This is a genomic window from Lachnospira sp., from assembly GCF_016290755.1.
Classification (GTDB): Bacteria; Bacillota; Clostridia; order Lachnospirales; family Lachnospiraceae; genus Lachnospira; species Lachnospira multipara.
In genome coordinates this window covers 1-16,967 of the sequence record NZ_JAEEVD010000023.1, presented here as the reverse complement: position 1 = coordinate 16,967, position 16,967 = coordinate 1, and the positions used below count along the sequence as shown (strand labels likewise).

Below are 16,967 nucleotides of genomic sequence, written 5' to 3'. Positions count from 1 at the left end.
TCTCCTCCTTCTTTTAAAGCCTAAATAATTAGTCTTATCTTATATCCTCGTAATTGATTCCAGCCTCAGTTAAAGCCTTGTAGTATGTAATAAGAGGTACAAAGCTTTGTGCAAAACCCTTTGTTGAGTTACCTGCTACACATACTGCATCATCAATTATAGTTTTAGTTGATACTCCAGCACTGACATTTTCACCAATAGTTTTCTTAAATGTCTTAAAGCCTGGATATAAATATTTTATATCAGCTGTTAACTCAAATGCAATAGCCAAAGACTCTAAAAGTAAAGTATTATTGCCATTTCTAGCTAAACTTGGAAGCTCCTTATAATAGAACAAGCCATTATCAAGTAAGCAGTTATCTACTAAATCATCTACAGCACGAATAAGCATGTCCTTCAAATCCTGTCTTGGGAAAACTCTATAATAGCGCATTACACTACCAATGGCTACAGAAATCATAAAGCCTACACGAATTAAAGTATTATCTGTATATGGTGCAAGCCAGTGTCCGTACTGCTTTTCCCAAGTAATAAAGCTATCTAGTATCCAATCGCACTTACTTAGCCACTTCTTATCATTAGTCTCAACGTATAGAGCAATCAAGGCTCTAAGAGCCCAACCAGTTTCTCTAGCGTTAGCCTCTCCTGGTACGGCATACATAGGTGTATCAAGGAGTCGAAGTACATTTTCACCAATACCAATGGCAGTCTCAAGGCCTCTCTCATCTCCTGTAAAATGATAATAATCCATAAGGCCCTCAACCCACTCGTGAGAGCAAACCATAATACCGTTTACAATGTGGCCCCCTGTGTGTTCCCACATACCACCGATTCTAAGCGGATCCTTGCTATAGTGGCAAACATCCACGTCCATCCAGTGACTAGCGTGATTAGCCATGTAATCGTAGAATCTTCTAGTTCCAGTTCTTGCAAACTGAAGAGCACAAGCATGTGGATAGTCGTATTCGTTGTTACTATAAACTGGCTTTCCATTAGCTCTACCCTGCTTTGTATAGCCCTGATCTACTGAGTCGCCCCAGTTTAACATACCGTAATTTCTATCATGGGCATCGCATCTATTAATAAGGGCAATTTCCACATCGTCATCAAGCTTAGTTGGGAATACATCCATTAAAGCCCCTGACTCTCTAAAGACGTCAGGACTGATAACTCCAAGGTCTGGCATCTGATAAATCAAGCTACGGTTGTCAATCTCAACCATACTTTCTTCTGGTCCATGAAAATGTAACAAGAATCTCTGCTCTCTTGCCATACCTGACTGCATCACAACTTTATTGATATTCTCTGGCACAAGCATAACCCCAATGCCATTCTTATCTGCCTTAATTGCCTTTGGGTAATTTTGCATCGCCTGATAAATCGTTGCACAAATTCCAGACTTCTCATCAGTTCTATCTGCAAAGAAAGTACCATATAAAACTTCTGCAAAGTGCTCGTTACCTTCCTTTAAGAGGCCCTTGTCGTCTGCGATAACATTTGCATTAAAGCCATCTCTTCCAATATAGAAATCAGTCTTATAGTTTGATCTAGCTGCCACCGTTCTAACAGTATCCACAGGTGTTCTTGATAAAATATCATCTAAATCGTTAATTCCTCTAGTATGAAAGACTGGTCCGCTAGTCTTTGAATTATCAATTGCACCATCACCACAACCTGTAGAATCGCCACCTGCTGATTCGTGAAGAGCTTTTGCCATATCAACTAGCTCATTATCACAAGCCTTGTTTGCATCTGCCTTAACAAAGAATTCAAGACTATTAATCTCTAAAGGATTATCGCTTGTGTTAATGATTCTATAAGCCACATCTAAGTAAGGCTTTCCAGAAACTGCAGTAATTCTAAGTTCAAAGTCAATACGCTTTGCACCATTCTCACTCTCTTCAATTAAATCATGATGTCCTTTTCCTTCAAAAATCGCACTAACAGCTCCTACCTCAACCACTCTCCAGCTATCAATGTTAAAGCTGTAATTATCAAGCTTAAAGCTATCCTCACTAGTTCTATTCTTAACTGATAAATTAGGTCCTACAAAGTTATCCTCTGTGTAATCTCTATAGCTATCTTCCAACTTAGAGAAAATGTTACTAGAATTATTAGAAAGTAAAAACTTTAGAGCACCTGTATCTACAGAAATTGTGCCAGCTTCCTTATTTACGTTACAACTAAGCTTAGATACATTTTCTAAAGACAAGGCATCTAGATTAGTGATGCCTGTAACCTCCTTTAATTCTTCCTCTGTCTCCTTGCCTGTAAGGACTGTTGCAAAACAAGTCTTATTAGCTGCTAGGTCAGCAAGAAATCTAACATAAGCAAACTTTATACTTCCATCGTCATACTTTGCTGTAACCTTTGCCTGATGAACTAACTTCTTATCCTTTTGAACAACTGATAATTTGTCCAAGTCAAAGTATTCGCCCTTCTTAAAAGGTATAGCAACGCCTACGTATTCCTGCTTTCTCTCGTATCTATATAGCTTCTCAAAATACACATTAACCATAACATACCACCCTTAATACATAAATTTTTAAAAACAATATATCTTTATTATAATATAGTTTGTTAATATAATCTATCAAATTTACATATTTTTTACCCTTGAATAATTATCTATAAAACAAGCTTTTACAGTTATATTGTACAGATGTTTTTGTCCTCTATTAAGAACTTTAATTTATTAGCCAAATTTGATAAAATGTTAAATATAAAAACGGGAGGATTAGAATCTATGAATTATGCAACAATCAAATATAATGATATAGCTAATGGTCCTGGTGTTCGTACCTCTCTTTTTGTAAGTGGTTGTACACACCACTGTAAAGGCTGTTTTAACGAGGTGGCATGGGATTTTAACTATGGTTTAGAGTTTACTAAGGAAGTAATGGATGAGATAGTAAAATCCTTAGAGCCTGACTATATTACAGGTATTACTCTTTTAGGCGGAGAACCTTTTGAACATGTTAATCAAATTGGTTTACTTCCACTCTTAAGAGAGATTAAAGCAAAGTATCCAGATAAGTCTATTTGGTGCTTTTCAGGTTATTTATTTGATAAGCAGATCTTGCAAGAAATGGTTCCAAAGTGGCCAGAAACCAAGGAAATGATATCTTATATTGATGTTTTAGTAGATGGTAAATTTGTTCTTGAATTAAAGGATTTAATGCTTAAATATCGCGGTTCATCTAATCAAAGATTAATTGACGTTAAAAAGAGCCTCAAAGCTAACGAAGTAATTTTATGGGAGGACTAATATAATATGGAATTCACACCATCTATAACTAATACAAAGGTTAATGTAAAAAAGCTTAGTGACAAGGCTGTCATTCCAAGCTACGGTTCAGAATTTGCAGCAGGTGCTGACCTTTACTCAGCAGAGGAAACAAGCATTGTTATTCCTGCAGGTGAAACAAGATTTATTCACACAGGTATTGCAATGGAGATTCCTACAGGTCTTGTAGGTCTTATTTATGCTCGTTCTGGTATGGCTTGCAAGAGAGGTCTTGCACCAGCAAACAAGGTTGGAGTTATTGATTCAGACTATCGTGGAGAAATAATTGTTGCTCTTCACAATCATACTAACGAAGATAAGACTGTAGAAACTGGCGAGCGTGTAGCTCAGATGGTTCTAACACCTTACATCGTTGCTAACTACAATGAAGTTGAGGATTTATCTGATACTGATCGTGGTGAGGGCGGTTTTGGTTCTACAGGTAGAAAGTAGTAATTACTAAGTTAAAGTCAATTTAACACTATAATAACAAGGTCTAGTTTTTATTTTCAATAAGACTAGGCCTTTTTTATTTGTCTAAATTTTAAGCTAAAAAATACAAAAAATTTTATATGTATGATATAATAAATAAAAGTATATGTTTGGGGGAATTAAATATGTTAGAAGATATCAAGATTTTATCGGATTTAAATTTATATTCTATAACTTTTCGTTTAGTTTTGGCTATGATTCTTTCTGGTTTACTGGGTATGGAACGTGAAAGAAAGCAAAGACCTGCAGGCTTTAGAACCTATGTAGTAGTTTGTCTTGGTGCTACCCTAACCTGCATCACAAACCTCTATATGTTTGGTCTTTATGAAAATGTTGACCCAGCTAGAATCCCTGCCCAAGTTGTAAGTGGTATAGGTTTCTTAGGTGCTGGTACTATTATTGTGACTAGAAATAGTAGAATAAAAGGCCTGACCACAGCAGCGGGCCTCTGGTGTTGTGCCACCATCGGTATCGCTATTGGGTCAGGCTTTTATTCCGGAGCAATAATCTGCTCAATTGCTGTATTAGTTATTATGCGTGTTCTCACCTTCGTTGATAGAAGCTTTATAAAATATAACAAGTACATCTATCTCTATGTGGAATGTGACCATAGCTTATTCATGCCTGCTCTCATTCGTTTCACCCACGAAAGGGATTACACCATCTACGATTTAGAACAATATCCTGCCATTAACAATCTACCAGGATACATGTTATTCTCTCTTAAAATTAAGGATCCTCAAAACAGATACAGAGTAATTAACGATATTAAAAACCTAGAAGGCTGTATCTTAATTGAAGAGATGGGACATTAAATATGTCTTAGATATAGTTTGCTGTAGCGCTATCAAGTACAAACTGCTGTGCTCTTGCTACTAACATACCGATGCAAACCTTATTCTTACCATACTTCTCAACCATTAAAGAACCTGTTGAGAAACCATTGTCTTCTGCAAATGTATCAAGTTCTCCCTTGTACTGATATTCAGTAAGTGTCATACCCTCAGCTTCAATAATTGCTTCAAGGATAAGTCTCTGTTCACATGACTTACGAACATATTCGTCAAATGTCATATTAAAATAATATTCACAATACTCATCATTAGACTTACTCATAAGTGTTGCATAGAAATTGATACTAGTATTAAGCTGATCATACTTTTCATCATATAATGACTGTGGAATATCTGATACTTCGCAAATATCAGTAAGTTCTGTTAATACAGCTTCTTCATAAGCTGACTGAACCTTCTCATCCACATCACTTGCAACTTCTGTCTTAATAGACTCTCTATATTCTTCTACAGTTGAGTAACCATAGTACTGACTAACATAAGCATCTGTAATCATAGGTACATTTGCTTGGTCAACCTCTTCAACTGTAATCTCAAATACTACCTTAGCACCTGCATATTCTGTATTAGAATAATCTTCTGGTAAAGTAACTATCTGAACCTTAGTTTCACCAGCTGTCATGCCATAAAGCATGTCTTCAAGGCCATCAATATCAATAGGGAAATCATCTACACCTAAGATAATTGTCTCACCTGAAGCACTTAATTCAGAAATTGTAACACCAGCGTAAGCACAAGTTACATTATACATAACCTGATCTGTTGCAATAGCTCCTCTGCTAACTTCTGAATATGTTGTATTCTCTTCCTGATCTTCAAGAATAGCCTCTTCTACTAATTCGTTCTCGATAGATGTTCTATCAACCTCTACGTTAATATTCTTGTAATCTCCCAATGTTACATAGTCACTAGCCTTATAGCCCAAATCAACATCAATCTTTGTATTACATGCTGTAAATGTTGTTAAGATTGTAGTTGCAATTAAAGTGCTAGCTAGAGCCTTTTTAAATATATTCTTTCTCATATAACCCTAAATCCTTTTCCTCTTTTTTTAGGATGCAAACAAGCATATATCTAGCTTTCAGCTTTCGTTTGCATCGGTTATAAATATACCACAATTTACAATTTATTCATAGATTTAAGGCCTAAATTTTATATTTTTCACAAAATTGTCATAGACTTATAAATACAAAATTATTTTGTATTTATCTCCTTTACCATATCTAAGAAATTAGCCACAGGCACAGCCTTTGAATAGTGGAAACCTTGTATATAATCCACTCCTAAATCCGTCATCTTTCTAACCATATCCTCTGACTCAACGCCTTCTGCTGTAAGCTCATATCCAAGTTCCTTAAAGGCCTTTATCATAATAGCTACAATTAAATTACCTGAGTCACAATAAGCTCTAACCAAGGACTTATCAAGCTTAATATTTATAAAGTTAATCTCATTAAGTCTCATAAGATTAGAATAACCAACTCCGTAATCATCAAGTACAAAATTAAAGTCGAATCTGTGAACCTTGCTAATTTCATTTTTAAACCTTAGAAAATCCTCCACAAACTCCTCTACAATTTCGATATGAATAAAGTTTCTATCCACCCCGTATTTATTAGTTACCTCACATAAACTGCTTGATAAATCTTCTCTTAAAAATTCCGAAGGAGATATATTAAAGTTTAACCATTCTATGCCTGAGGCCTTTAAATCATTTTCCTTAATGTACTTACAAGCCTTACTAAATACTATATAGCCTATCTTATTCATAAGCCCATACCTCTCCGCTACACTTATGAATTCTCCTGGCATAAGAAGACTTCCATTATCCCTTTTAATTCTTGTTAAAAGTTCACCGCCTACAACCTTTTTATTCTTAGTTTCAACTATTGGCTGAATATAAATTTCCACATCATTATTATCAATAGCCCATTCAATTTCAGACTTAATTTCTAGCTCTCTCTTGCTCTTATTATAATCATCAACACTAATAAGAATCCTATCAAAAGCGGCCATATTATAACGACTATCATAAACATCCTTAATAAGCTCTACCTTAGTAGAAACCGGAAGCCCAGCCAATTCTTCATCAAGCTCAATAATAGCAAGATCTGTTCTAATCTTAATGTCATGCATCCTTTTATAATCTTCTAGATATCTTGTTACTTCTTTTTGAACCTGACCAAAGTCCTTCTGCTCCTTATAACAGACAATAAAGCCTCCCCTTCTTATATAGAAAATGTTTCTAGTCTTACCGTATATCTTTAGCGCATTTGCTACAGCTCTAAGAAGTTCATCTACTAAATTATCCTCTGTAAAACTATGAAACTCCCTGTAATTTCTAAGATAAAAGCCCTTAATACTTGTCCTATTAATAGCCCTATCATCAAATAAAAGAGCATTAAGCGCTGAATAATTAAAAGACGAGGTCCTCCTATCAATGTATAATTCTGGATTTTCAAAACATAGATAAATCATCAAAATAACCAGTACACAGGTCGTATCCATAAGCAAATAATTAGGTATTAAAATTCTTACAATTCCACCTATAAATAAAGCCATATTAAATAGAATTGTGTAGGCAAAATATTTCTTTCTATAAAATTTCTTTCTATTAAAAATTGCTACAACAATAGATAAAATTACATAAAAGAAAAGACATATATAAATCGCATAATAATATCTACTCTTATTAAAGCCATTTTCATCAATATAAAAGATATATTTATTAACTACACTTGAAATAGCAAAAGCCTCTAAAATGATTAATGGAATAGTTGCTAAAATGACTCTCTCTTTTTTTAATCTAATAGCCCTATTAGATAAAACATAGCTATAGATAAAAAAGACATAGGATCTAAGTAAGAATAAAATATAGAATAAAAGACTAATAAATACTAATAACTCATAAGAAAAATGTTCAAAATGGTCGCAAAAATAAGACGATACAATATCAATTAGTATCGTAAAGAATTCAACATATAATACCGCAAAAAATACCTTTTGAACCCTAACAGATATATGTTGCGAAGTAAAAAAGTGTAGCAAAATAACCGCCAAGATCATAAAACTAGGTATAGCATACTCAAAATGCCACATAAGCTCTCTCCCCTTAAATTAGAATCCCTCGCATAAAAAATAATCGTCCCTTATTATTTCCATATGTTTATTATAGCTTAATTTTCTACACTTTACAATAAGTCTATATTTATGTTTATAAAAATACATATGTAAAAATCTAGTATTTCTATGGCTTGGCATTAAAAAACACCTTATAGATAAATCTATAAGGTGTTAAAATTCGTTATTAACTTTATCTTAATACTAATTAAGCTAACTTAGACTTTGCAACTTCAACAAGCTTTGCAAAACCTTCAGCATCGTTAACAGCCATTTCAGCTAAAACCTTTCTATTAAGGTCGATGTTAGCTGACTTTAAACCGAACATGAACTTGCTGTATGAAAGACCATTAAGTCTTGCAGCAGCGTTAATTCTTGCGATCCATAACTGTCTGAACTGTCTCTTCTTCTGCTTTCTACCCTTGTAGCTTTCTGTGAGGGCTCTCATTACAGACTGCTTTGCAACTCTGTACTGCTTAGATCTAGCTCCTCTATAACCCTTAGCGAGCTTTAATACTTTATTATGCTTCTTCTTTGCGTTTAATCCGCCTTTAATTCTTGCCATTTTAATAATTCCTCCTATAAAAAACTTGAAATGTTAAGACTCAAATTTAATCATCAGATTAAAGATAAGGCATAATCTTCTTCATTGTCTTAACGTTAGTTGCGTCAGTCATAGCTGCGTGTCTAAGATTTCTCTTTCTCTTAGTAGTCTTCTTAGTAAGGATATGGCTCTTGTAAGCCTTCATTCTCTTTAACTTACCTGTTCCAGTTACTTTAAAACGCTTAGCAGCTGCTCTTTTTGTCTTTACCTTTGGCATAATAGTTCCTCCTAAATCCTTCTTAATTTTTTAACGTTTTTCCGTTAAAAACATAGTCATACTCCTACCTTCCATCTTAGGAGCTTTATCGATTACGGCGATGTCTGAGAGTCTCTCAGCAAATTCTTCAAGAATATGCTTACTTGAATCAATATGTGCCATCTCTCTACCTCTAAATCTTAAAGAGACCTTAACCTTGTTGCCTTTCTCGATAAACTTTCTAGCTGAGTTACACTTAGTATTAAGATCGTTAGTATCGATGTTAGGTGATAATCTAACTTCCTTAACTTCAACAGTTTTCTGTTTCTTCTTAGCTTCTTTCTCTTTTCTGATTAACTCGTACTTGTACTTGCCATAATCTACAAGTCTGCAGACTGGTGGATTGGCTGACGGAGCTACCTTAACAAGATCAACTCCTGCTTCTCTTGCAAGTCCCTGAGCTTCCTTTGATGACATAACTCCTAATTGTTGTCCTTCTTGTCCGATGACTCTTACTTCCTTGTCACGGATCTGTTCATTAATCATTAATTCGCTAATGGTCGTGTACCTCCATATTCGTCTATATGTTATGCAAAATCTCGTTTCCACAAAAAAAGTGGATAATCAATATTGATTATCCACACTTAATTCAAACAAAACCTTACGGTAAATGATTTAAATATTAACCCGAGTCACTTAATCGTGCTGAGGTGAGAGTGGATACTCTTCTTTGTTTTGCAACTATTAAATAATAACATCATCAATATCTATTGTCAACATATTTCTTGATGAAATTAATAATCATATTTCTTGTTTTCTAGCCTGCCCACAAAGTCTTCTTTTTCAAGAGGTCTGTCAAAATAATAGCCCTGTGCATACTTACAGCCAACCTTCTTTAAGAAGTCTGCCTGCTTCTTTGTTTCTACACCTTCGGCTACAACACATTTTCCTAACTTGTTAAGCATATCAATAAGGCTAGTAACAATTATATCATCTTTCTGACTTCCATTATCTACATTATCAATAAATACCTTGTCAAACTTAATGTAGTTAAAGCTTAAGTCGCGAAGATAATTAAGGGATGAAATGCCATCACCAAAGTCATCAATTGCAGTCTTTATATTTCTATCCTGCATAGCCTTCATAAATCCCTTTAAAGTAAGGAAATCGTCTGTGCAAGATTTTTCTGTAATTTCGATTTCAATATACTTTGGATCAACACCATACTCAGTAATTATCTTACTAATTCTCTCTGCAAGATTGTCATTATAAATGTGCATCTTTGAGAAATTAATAGATACAGGAACTGGCTCAATGCCCTTATCAATCCAAGTTCTAATATCTTTACAAACATGCTTAAGCATGTAGAAATCTAAGTCTTTAATAGAGCCCTCTTTTTCAAGTACAGGAATAAACTCATTTGGCTGAATAATTCTTTCCTTTGCCGCCCATCTAACTAAGGCCTCAGCACCACCTAGAGTGCCATCTTCAAGATTTACCTTAGGCTGATAGTAAACAGCAAACTTCTCCTCAGATACAGCGTCATGGAACTTATAGCTAATTTCCTTCTCTCTTAAATTATCATCAATCATGTAATCTCTAAACCATACACAGTCGTAGGTCTTTGAGTTTCTTGCATACTTGCAAGCAATAGCTGAGTAATTAATTAGATTAGAAATATTATCCTTATGTACTGCAAAATATAAACCAGCATTACACTCTACCGTAAATTCCTTAGGACCACGATTGGTATTAGCTCTTATATTCATGCTAGTAATAAAGTCTACGAAATTATCAACTCTTTCCTTTTTAACAAAGGCTACAAAGCTATCTCCGCCTAGTCTTGCAAAGATTTCTTCATTCTGAATGTAGGCATTAACTGCAATACTAAACTTCTTTAATATCTCATCACCTAGCTTTGTTCTATCTACATGATTGAAATAAGAGAAATTCTTAATGTTAAAATATACCGATGCATAATCTGCAATGTCATGCTTAAGGAATAATAAGCCACCATTTCTAGATAAGCCATTAGAATTTAGACATCCTGTTAAGCTATCTGTAAATGCATTCATAGCATCATGTTCAGCAATTCTTACATAGCGACTTACGTAAGCTATAATGCCGATTATGAATTCAAGTATCTTGTCATCTTCCACATCATATTCATAATCTGGAACCGAATAAACCTGATAAGTTAATCTACCACCATCCGCTGTTAGATACTGGAATTCCTTGTATTCCTCGCTATGTGCACCTGAATCATATAAAATGTATCTCTCATTCTTACCATTTGGAACCCTTACAGATACAGGAATATTAACATCTGCTGTTAACATGCCTATTTTTAGATCCTCTGCAATGCCTTGTACTGCCAGAGATACTACATTCTGAATATCTGAAGTATCAGCAAAGTTAGCAGTTAAGCTCTCATAAAATTTTTCAAATTTCTTGCTATAAAGTTCATTATCCATATTGTCATCTTCCTTTTAGAAAATTATAGTCACGCTCTAACTTCTAATATTATACCATATGAATAGTTTTATTTACAATAAAAAGCTGCTTTTCCTCTATCAAATAGCTCTTCATATAACTGTATAAATAAAGAAAAGCCTAAGAGGATTGACTTCTTAGGCTTTTAATGTTTAATTTTCAAATACTAGCTGTGTAGCTTGCACATTACTGATTTTTTGTTCAGTAATATAGCCGCATGCTTTAAGACCTGTTTCTATTATATCGTTCCACTTTTTAGCGGATAAACTTATAACTGTAGCGTCATTCAGTTCAATTGTGCATGCATTCTCATAGCTGCATGATCCACATGATACTTTATACATGTTACCTCTATTAATGGCACCTATCTCTTCAAGGACATTTACCATTCTATAAACAGTAGCACTTCCTATCTTTGGATCACGTTTTGATGCTTTGTAGTAAATTTCTTTACAGCAAGTGCAATTCTCTTCAAGAATTACATCTAAAAGCATTTTTCGCTGCTTGGTGATCCTGCATCCACGTTCTTTAAGTAAACTTAAAACCATGTCTTTTTGCATCTGAGTTCTTGTAAAACCCATTTCTAATTCTTTCTTTTTTGCAAGATTGTCAAGCATAATTTCACCTCTTTACCGCCTAATGAACAAGCGTCTCTATTAGTGGCAACCGCCATTGCAGTGCTTACAATCAACACCACACTGAACAGACTTGCCGGCCTTTTTATCTTTTACAAGGCTTCTAACAGCCAAGAAAACTATTAACAATACAACTAAACCTGTAATAATACTTCCTAACATTTTTCTTCCTCCTTGTTAAGATAAATATACTATAAGTTACATTTTCTATTAATTAGATATTAGCAACCTTCTTATCCACCTTAAGAGTTGTTGCCTCCTTATATGGTCTAAAGATAAGATATAAAACAAATGCTAATACAACAATAGCGATAATTAAACCTAATACGTTAACTGAACCTGAGATAAGTAAACCGAACTGGTAAATAAGGTAAGCAACGATATAAGCTGTTACACACTGATAACCAATTGCAATCCATGTCCACTTTCCACTGTTCATTTCTCTCTTAATTGCACCGATTGCAGCGAAGCAAGGAGCGCAAAGTAAGTTAAATGCAAGGAATGAGTAACCTGCAAGTGGTGCAAGACCTTCAAAGTCAAGGACACCAAATACACCAACAACTTCTTCCTTAGCTACAAGACCCATAACTGTTGCAACTGTTGCTGTAGCATTAGCAAATCCAAGAGGAGCAAAGATCCACTTAAGACCGTTACCAATTGCACCAAGAACTGAATCTTCAAGTTCAATATCTGCATTCCATCCGAATGCACCGTCTGTCCAACCAAATGTTGAACCTAACCAAATAAGAATTGATGAAAGTAAGATAATTGTTCCAGCCTTCTTAATGAATGACCAGCCTCTTTCCCACATACTTCTTAAAATAGAACCTACTGTTGGTAAGTGGTATGAAGGAAGTTCCATTACGAATGGAGCTGGATCGCCAGCAAAAATCTTTGTCTTCTTAAGGATAATACCTGAAAGAATAATTACTGCAATTCCTAAGAAATATGCTGATGGAGCAACCCACCAAGCGTTATTAAATAATGCTGCTGAAATAAGAGCAATAATAGGAAGCTTAGCGCCACAAGGAATGAATGTTGTTGTCATAATTGTCATACGACGATCTCTTTCATTCTCAATTGTTCTTGAAGCCATAACACCAGGAACACCACAACCTGTACCAATAAGGATAGGAATAAATGACTTACCTGATAAACCAAACTTTCTAAAGATTCTATCCATGATGAAAGCAATTCTTGCCATGTAACCACATCCCTCAAGGAATGCAAGGAAGATAAATAATACTAACATCTGTGGAACGAAACCAAGTACTGCACCTACACCAGCTACAATACCATCAAGGATTAAACCTGTTAAAAATTCATTACAGTTAATAGCTTCAAGTAAGTTTCCAACTAATACTGGAACACCTGGAACCCATGTACCGTAATCTGCATTATCTGGAAGTTCTGCATCCTCACCAGTTGCTTCATCAACAACTTCTGAAATTGAATACTTACCGTCTTCCTTTTCATCAAGCTCAGCACCATAAGAGCCATAGCTTTCATCAAATGTACCGTAATCCTGATCTTCAATAGCTGCAAGAATTTCGTCTGCACCAGTAATACCAGCCTCAGCAGCATCTTCAACATTAGCTACTACTTCGTCTGTCCATACATTTTCTACATAGTAATCTGTCATAGCTTCGTCATAAGCAGCTCTACCATTACCAAAAAGGTAGAAACCATCACCAAATAAACCATCGTTTGTCCAATCAGTTACATATGTACCAACTGTAGTTACTGAAATGTAGTAAACAATAAACATAATAACTGCAAAGATTGGAAGAGCAAGAATTCTGTTTGTAACGATTCTATCGATCTTATCTGAAGTTGTTAACTTCCTAGCAGAATTCTTTGTTACACAACCATCAATAATAGATGAGATATAAGTATATCTTTCATTAGTAATGATTGATTCTGTATCATCGTCAAACTCTTTTTCAAGAGTTGCAATTTCATCTGAAGCATCAACAGCTGTTGCTGTTAACTGAGCAATCTTATCATCTCTTTCAATGAACTTGATTGCAAAGAATCTCTTCTGAGCTTCTTCAACATCTGAACCTAACTTAGCCTTAACACTTTCAATAGCAGCCTCAACTGTAGGATTGAACTTGTGAGCAAGTTCGTTAGCCTTCTTTGAGTTAGCTGCCTTAATAGCTGCATCTACAACTTCCTTAATACCTGTTCCCTTAAGAGCTGAGATTTCAACTACTGGAGCACCAATAGCTTCGCTAAGCTTCTTTATATTAATCTTATCACCAACCTTATTGACGATATCCATCATGTTAACTGCAACAACTACTGGAATACCAAGTTCAATAATCTGTGTTGAAAGATAAAGATTTCTTTCAATATTAGTACCATCAACAATATTAATTACTGCATCTGGTCTTTCATTTACTAAATAATTTCTTGCTACTACTTCTTCAATTGTATATGGAGAAAGTGAGTAAACACCTGGAAGATCGATAATACCGACGCTCTTATCGCCCTTATACTTACCTTCCTTTTTTTCTACTGTAACGCCAGGCCAGTTACCTACGTACTGATTTGATCCTGTTAATGCGTTAAAAAGAGTTGTCTTACCGCAGTTTGGATTACCTGCAAGTGCAATCTTAATTGACATTTCCTACCTCTTTCTGATTAGGCAAATGTTACTCTACCTAGTCTTCATCATTAAACTTTTTTCTTAAACTTCTTTTTAAACTCTAATAAAAACTCTAATTACTCTACATCTATTAAAGCAGCATCTGCCTTACGTAATGAAAGCTCATAACCACGAACTGTAACCTCAATTGGATCACCTAAAGGTGCAACCTTTCTTACGAAAACTTCGACGCCCTTTGTGATACCCATGTCCATGATTCTTCTCTTAACTGGGCCTTCACCGTTAAGCTTTGTAACTTTAACTGTCTGACCTGTCTTTACTTCTTTTAAAGTCATTTCCCTGTCTCCTTTAAAATTTAGCTCTAAAACATCAAATAACACATGATTTAGTGCATATTCTGTTAAACCTTCTAGAAAGTATATATATAAATTATCTTAAATGATAAATTATATCATGATTTTATTGGCCATATCCTTGCCAATAGCAACTCTTGACCCCTTTACGTTAACAATAACATTACCTGACATCTTAGATACCACTTCCACATCAGCTCCTACAACAAAACCTAGCTTCTCAAGAAACTGTCTTGTTTCTTCAAGGCCTCCTACTCTAACGATTGTTCCATTGTTTCCTTCTTCTAACATTGATAATGGCATACTCATATTACCTCCATGTCATTCTTATTGATAATTATTTTCATAACCGTAGTTAGTATAATCGAACAAGAATTAGTTGTCAACGATAATTATTAGCTTTTTCTAAATTTCGTAAACAAAATCAAACTCAGAAATTTACTTTTTAAACAAATATTAAATTTATTTGCTAAAAAACCCGTGCCTATTTTGAAAATATAAAGGAAATTATTTTCATGTCTTAAAAAAGGCACGGGTAAAACATTTCTATTTAGTTTGGTTTGAGTTTAGTTATAAGTATTAACAGATTATTATGCTGCTAATGTTTCACCTAACTTCTTAGCATTTGCTAAAGCATCGTCATCTGGTGCCTCATTACAAATAACAGAAGCACCTGCAAGATTAGCGCCTGCTGTCTTTGCTCTATTTTCCCATTCTTCCATCCATTCGCCTGAACCCCAGCCGTATGAACCAAAGAGGGCAATCTTCTTTCCTGAAAGTGAAGATTCAATTTCTGTAAATACAGGATCTACCTCTGTTTCTTCAAGCTGCTCAGCACCCATTGCTGGACAACCAAATGCAATTGCATCATATGAATCGATATTAGATGAATTAATATCACCAAATCCTAATACTGATACTTCTGCACCTGCAGACTTAGCTCCGTCTGCTACTGCGTTTGCTAAAGCTTCTGTGTTACCTGTCTGGCTCCAGAATACTACTGCTACTTTACTCATTATTTTCCTCCATTCTCCCGCCATGCGGTTATTAAGTAGTGTTACCCATGTTAACCCGTACATAGGTTATATAAAAAACAATTACTTGTTTTTTAACAATTTTGAAAATGTAAAACTTACGCGCTTACTGTAAGCTGACATAAGCTTCTTCCCTGTAGGAAGACTTTTTTATAGACCTCGATACATTTTCTATACTGTTCAAACTTCATCTTAGAGCTTTCCTCATCACCATATACCTTCCAAAAGCCACAGCACTTGCAATTCTGTCCCTTTTGTTCAATAAATCCTTTTACATCCACTGCAGGATATCCAAGGAATAATCCAATCTCATGAGGAAAACACTCAGATTCATTGACTCTTCTAGTAAGAAAAATTATTGCCTTCTCACAAATCTCAATCATGCTACATTCTCTAGAGCTTGTCTTTTTAATGTAATCCCCGTAGCCTTCTTTTTTTAAAAGGCTTACTGCAAGCGGATTGGTTAAGTCTTTGGCAAGTCTTACCGGTCTATAGACATATAAAAGAGCTCTAGTCATGGACTTTCTAAGAATTCTTACATATACGCCCTTAACGTTTAATAATTCATTAATTCTGGCAAGTTCTTTATGCATATTTGTAAGATCATCGAACTTATAGTTGAAAAGATTTGCGGTTTTCAAACCTGCTAAAGTTGGGGCACATTCTCTAATTAAATCCATCTCGATTTTGTTATCCACCCATCTCCTAAGTTCTAAGATATCTTCCATGACTGTTACTCCCTTAAATACATACGTAGTAGTTTTTAAAGACCCTCTCCAAGGTCATGTCATTTATGCTTCAATAGCTGCAAAATATTCATCAAGCACGTTATTTAATGAAGAAGCACTACTAGAATGTGTTCTAATAACTTCAATATCATTTTTCTTTGCTTCACTAACAGCTGATAGCACCATCTTATGAGAAACTGTATTTGTAAAAAGAATCATGAGATCAGGACTACCAAGACGGTCCCTAAATCCGCTCTTTTCCTTAACGAAAACCTTGGCCTTACAACCATGCTTCTTACAAATCTTCTCGTACTGGCACACCATACACTCATTACCACCAATAATTACAACGCTCATGATTACCTCCTCAATCTAGCGCCCATTAATCTAACTTAAGTCAAGTTAAATAGTGTTCTATTATCATATCCCCTTATAGCTATAAGTTTAAAACATCTCACTTACGTTAGACTAATCTAACCAATGTGTTTAAAATAACGGGTTACTTAATAACCCGAATAAAAAATCCTTTTCAGTTAGCCATCACTAACTTAATTATAAGTT

At 34.8% G+C, this 16,967-nt stretch carries 18 protein-coding genes; 3 read left to right on the top strand and 15 right to left on the bottom strand.

The window, feature by feature from the left end; all coding sequences use genetic code 11:
* Nucleotides 1-34: 34 nt before the first annotated feature.
* Entirely contained in the window at nt 35-2,518 is a 2,484-nt protein-coding gene (locus QVA17_RS07130; RefSeq protein WP_287387396.1) for a hypothetical protein, read from the bottom strand.
* Between the two features lie 228 nt (nt 2,519-2,746).
* Between QVA17_RS07130 and nrdG the strand changes: the two genes are divergently transcribed.
* From nrdG to QVA17_RS07115, 3 genes are all read left to right on the top strand, one after another.
* A complete protein-coding gene (gene nrdG, locus QVA17_RS07125) occupies nt 2,747-3,268 on the top strand; it encodes an anaerobic ribonucleoside-triphosphate reductase activating protein (RefSeq protein WP_103952221.1) in 522 nt (173 codons plus the stop codon).
* 6 nt (nt 3,269-3,274) lie between these two features.
* Nucleotides 3,275-3,739 carry a dUTP diphosphatase gene (dut, locus tag QVA17_RS07120; protein ID WP_287387393.1) on the top strand — a complete coding sequence of 155 codons (465 nt, stop codon included), beginning with the start codon at nt 3,275-3,277 and terminating at the stop codon, nt 3,737-3,739.
* 164 nt (nt 3,740-3,903) lie between these two features.
* Nucleotides 3,904-4,593, top strand: a complete 690-nt coding sequence (locus QVA17_RS07115; RefSeq protein WP_287387390.1) for an MgtC/SapB family protein — start codon at nt 3,904-3,906, stop codon at nt 4,591-4,593.
* Between the two features lie 7 nt (nt 4,594-4,600).
* Here QVA17_RS07115 and QVA17_RS07110 read toward each other — a convergent pair whose 3' ends face one another.
* The 14 genes from QVA17_RS07110 to QVA17_RS07045 form a co-directional block, all read right to left on the bottom strand.
* Nucleotides 4,601-5,656: a trigger factor gene (locus QVA17_RS07110; RefSeq protein WP_287387389.1), complete on the bottom strand. Its 1,056-nt coding sequence runs from the start codon at nt 5,654-5,656 to the stop codon at nt 4,601-4,603.
* 170 nt (nt 5,657-5,826) lie between these two features.
* Nucleotides 5,827-7,731: an EAL domain-containing protein gene (locus tag QVA17_RS07105; RefSeq protein WP_287387386.1), complete on the bottom strand. Its 1,905-nt coding sequence runs from the start codon at nt 7,729-7,731 to the stop codon at nt 5,827-5,829.
* A 229-nt stretch (nt 7,732-7,960) separates the two neighbouring features.
* A complete protein-coding gene (rplT, locus tag QVA17_RS07100; protein WP_027430376.1) occupies nt 7,961-8,317 on the bottom strand; it encodes a 50S ribosomal protein L20 in 357 nt (118 codons plus the stop codon).
* Nucleotides 8,318-8,375: 58 nt separating this feature from the next.
* A complete protein-coding gene (gene rpmI / locus QVA17_RS07095) occupies nt 8,376-8,573 on the bottom strand; it encodes a 50S ribosomal protein L35 (RefSeq protein WP_021867234.1) in 198 nt (65 codons plus the stop codon).
* A gap of 30 nt (nt 8,574-8,603) precedes the next feature.
* Complete coding sequence (gene infC / locus QVA17_RS07090; protein ID WP_027430375.1) at nt 8,604-9,098, bottom strand: translation initiation factor IF-3; 495 nt, start codon at nt 9,096-9,098, stop codon at nt 8,604-8,606.
* A 248-nt stretch (nt 9,099-9,346) separates the two neighbouring features.
* On the bottom strand, nt 9,347-11,026 hold the full coding sequence (locus QVA17_RS07085; protein WP_287387371.1) for an EAL domain-containing protein: 1,680 nt from the start codon (nt 11,024-11,026) through the stop codon (nt 9,347-9,349).
* A gap of 171 nt (nt 11,027-11,197) precedes the next feature.
* The gene (locus tag QVA17_RS07080) at nt 11,198-11,662 is read right to left on the bottom strand and encodes a transcriptional repressor (RefSeq protein ID WP_027430373.1); all 465 of its coding nucleotides are present in this window, start codon (nt 11,660-11,662) and stop codon (nt 11,198-11,200) included.
* A 39-nt stretch (nt 11,663-11,701) separates the two neighbouring features.
* Nucleotides 11,702-11,842, bottom strand: coding sequence for a FeoB-associated Cys-rich membrane protein (locus QVA17_RS07075; protein ID WP_034245137.1), 141 nt, complete (start codon nt 11,840-11,842; stop codon nt 11,702-11,704).
* A gap of 52 nt (nt 11,843-11,894) precedes the next feature.
* Entirely contained in the window at nt 11,895-14,309 is a 2,415-nt protein-coding gene (gene feoB / locus QVA17_RS07070) for a ferrous iron transporter B (RefSeq protein ID WP_287387368.1), read from the bottom strand.
* A 98-nt stretch (nt 14,310-14,407) separates the two neighbouring features.
* The gene (locus QVA17_RS07065) at nt 14,408-14,626 is read right to left on the bottom strand and encodes a FeoA family protein (protein ID WP_287387366.1); all 219 of its coding nucleotides are present in this window, start codon (nt 14,624-14,626) and stop codon (nt 14,408-14,410) included.
* Nucleotides 14,627-14,737: 111 nt separating this feature from the next.
* The gene (locus QVA17_RS07060) at nt 14,738-14,947 is read right to left on the bottom strand and encodes a FeoA family protein (RefSeq protein WP_027430370.1); all 210 of its coding nucleotides are present in this window, start codon (nt 14,945-14,947) and stop codon (nt 14,738-14,740) included.
* Nucleotides 14,948-15,234: 287 nt separating this feature from the next.
* The gene (locus tag QVA17_RS07055; protein WP_287387363.1) at nt 15,235-15,660 is read right to left on the bottom strand and encodes a flavodoxin; all 426 of its coding nucleotides are present in this window, start codon (nt 15,658-15,660) and stop codon (nt 15,235-15,237) included.
* A 116-nt stretch (nt 15,661-15,776) separates the two neighbouring features.
* A complete protein-coding gene (locus QVA17_RS07050; RefSeq protein ID WP_287387361.1) occupies nt 15,777-16,406 on the bottom strand; it encodes a DUF3793 family protein in 630 nt (209 codons plus the stop codon).
* A gap of 63 nt (nt 16,407-16,469) precedes the next feature.
* A complete protein-coding gene (locus tag QVA17_RS07045; protein ID WP_027430367.1) occupies nt 16,470-16,763 on the bottom strand; it encodes a DUF2325 domain-containing protein in 294 nt (97 codons plus the stop codon).
* Nucleotides 16,764-16,967: the final 204 nt, after the last annotated feature.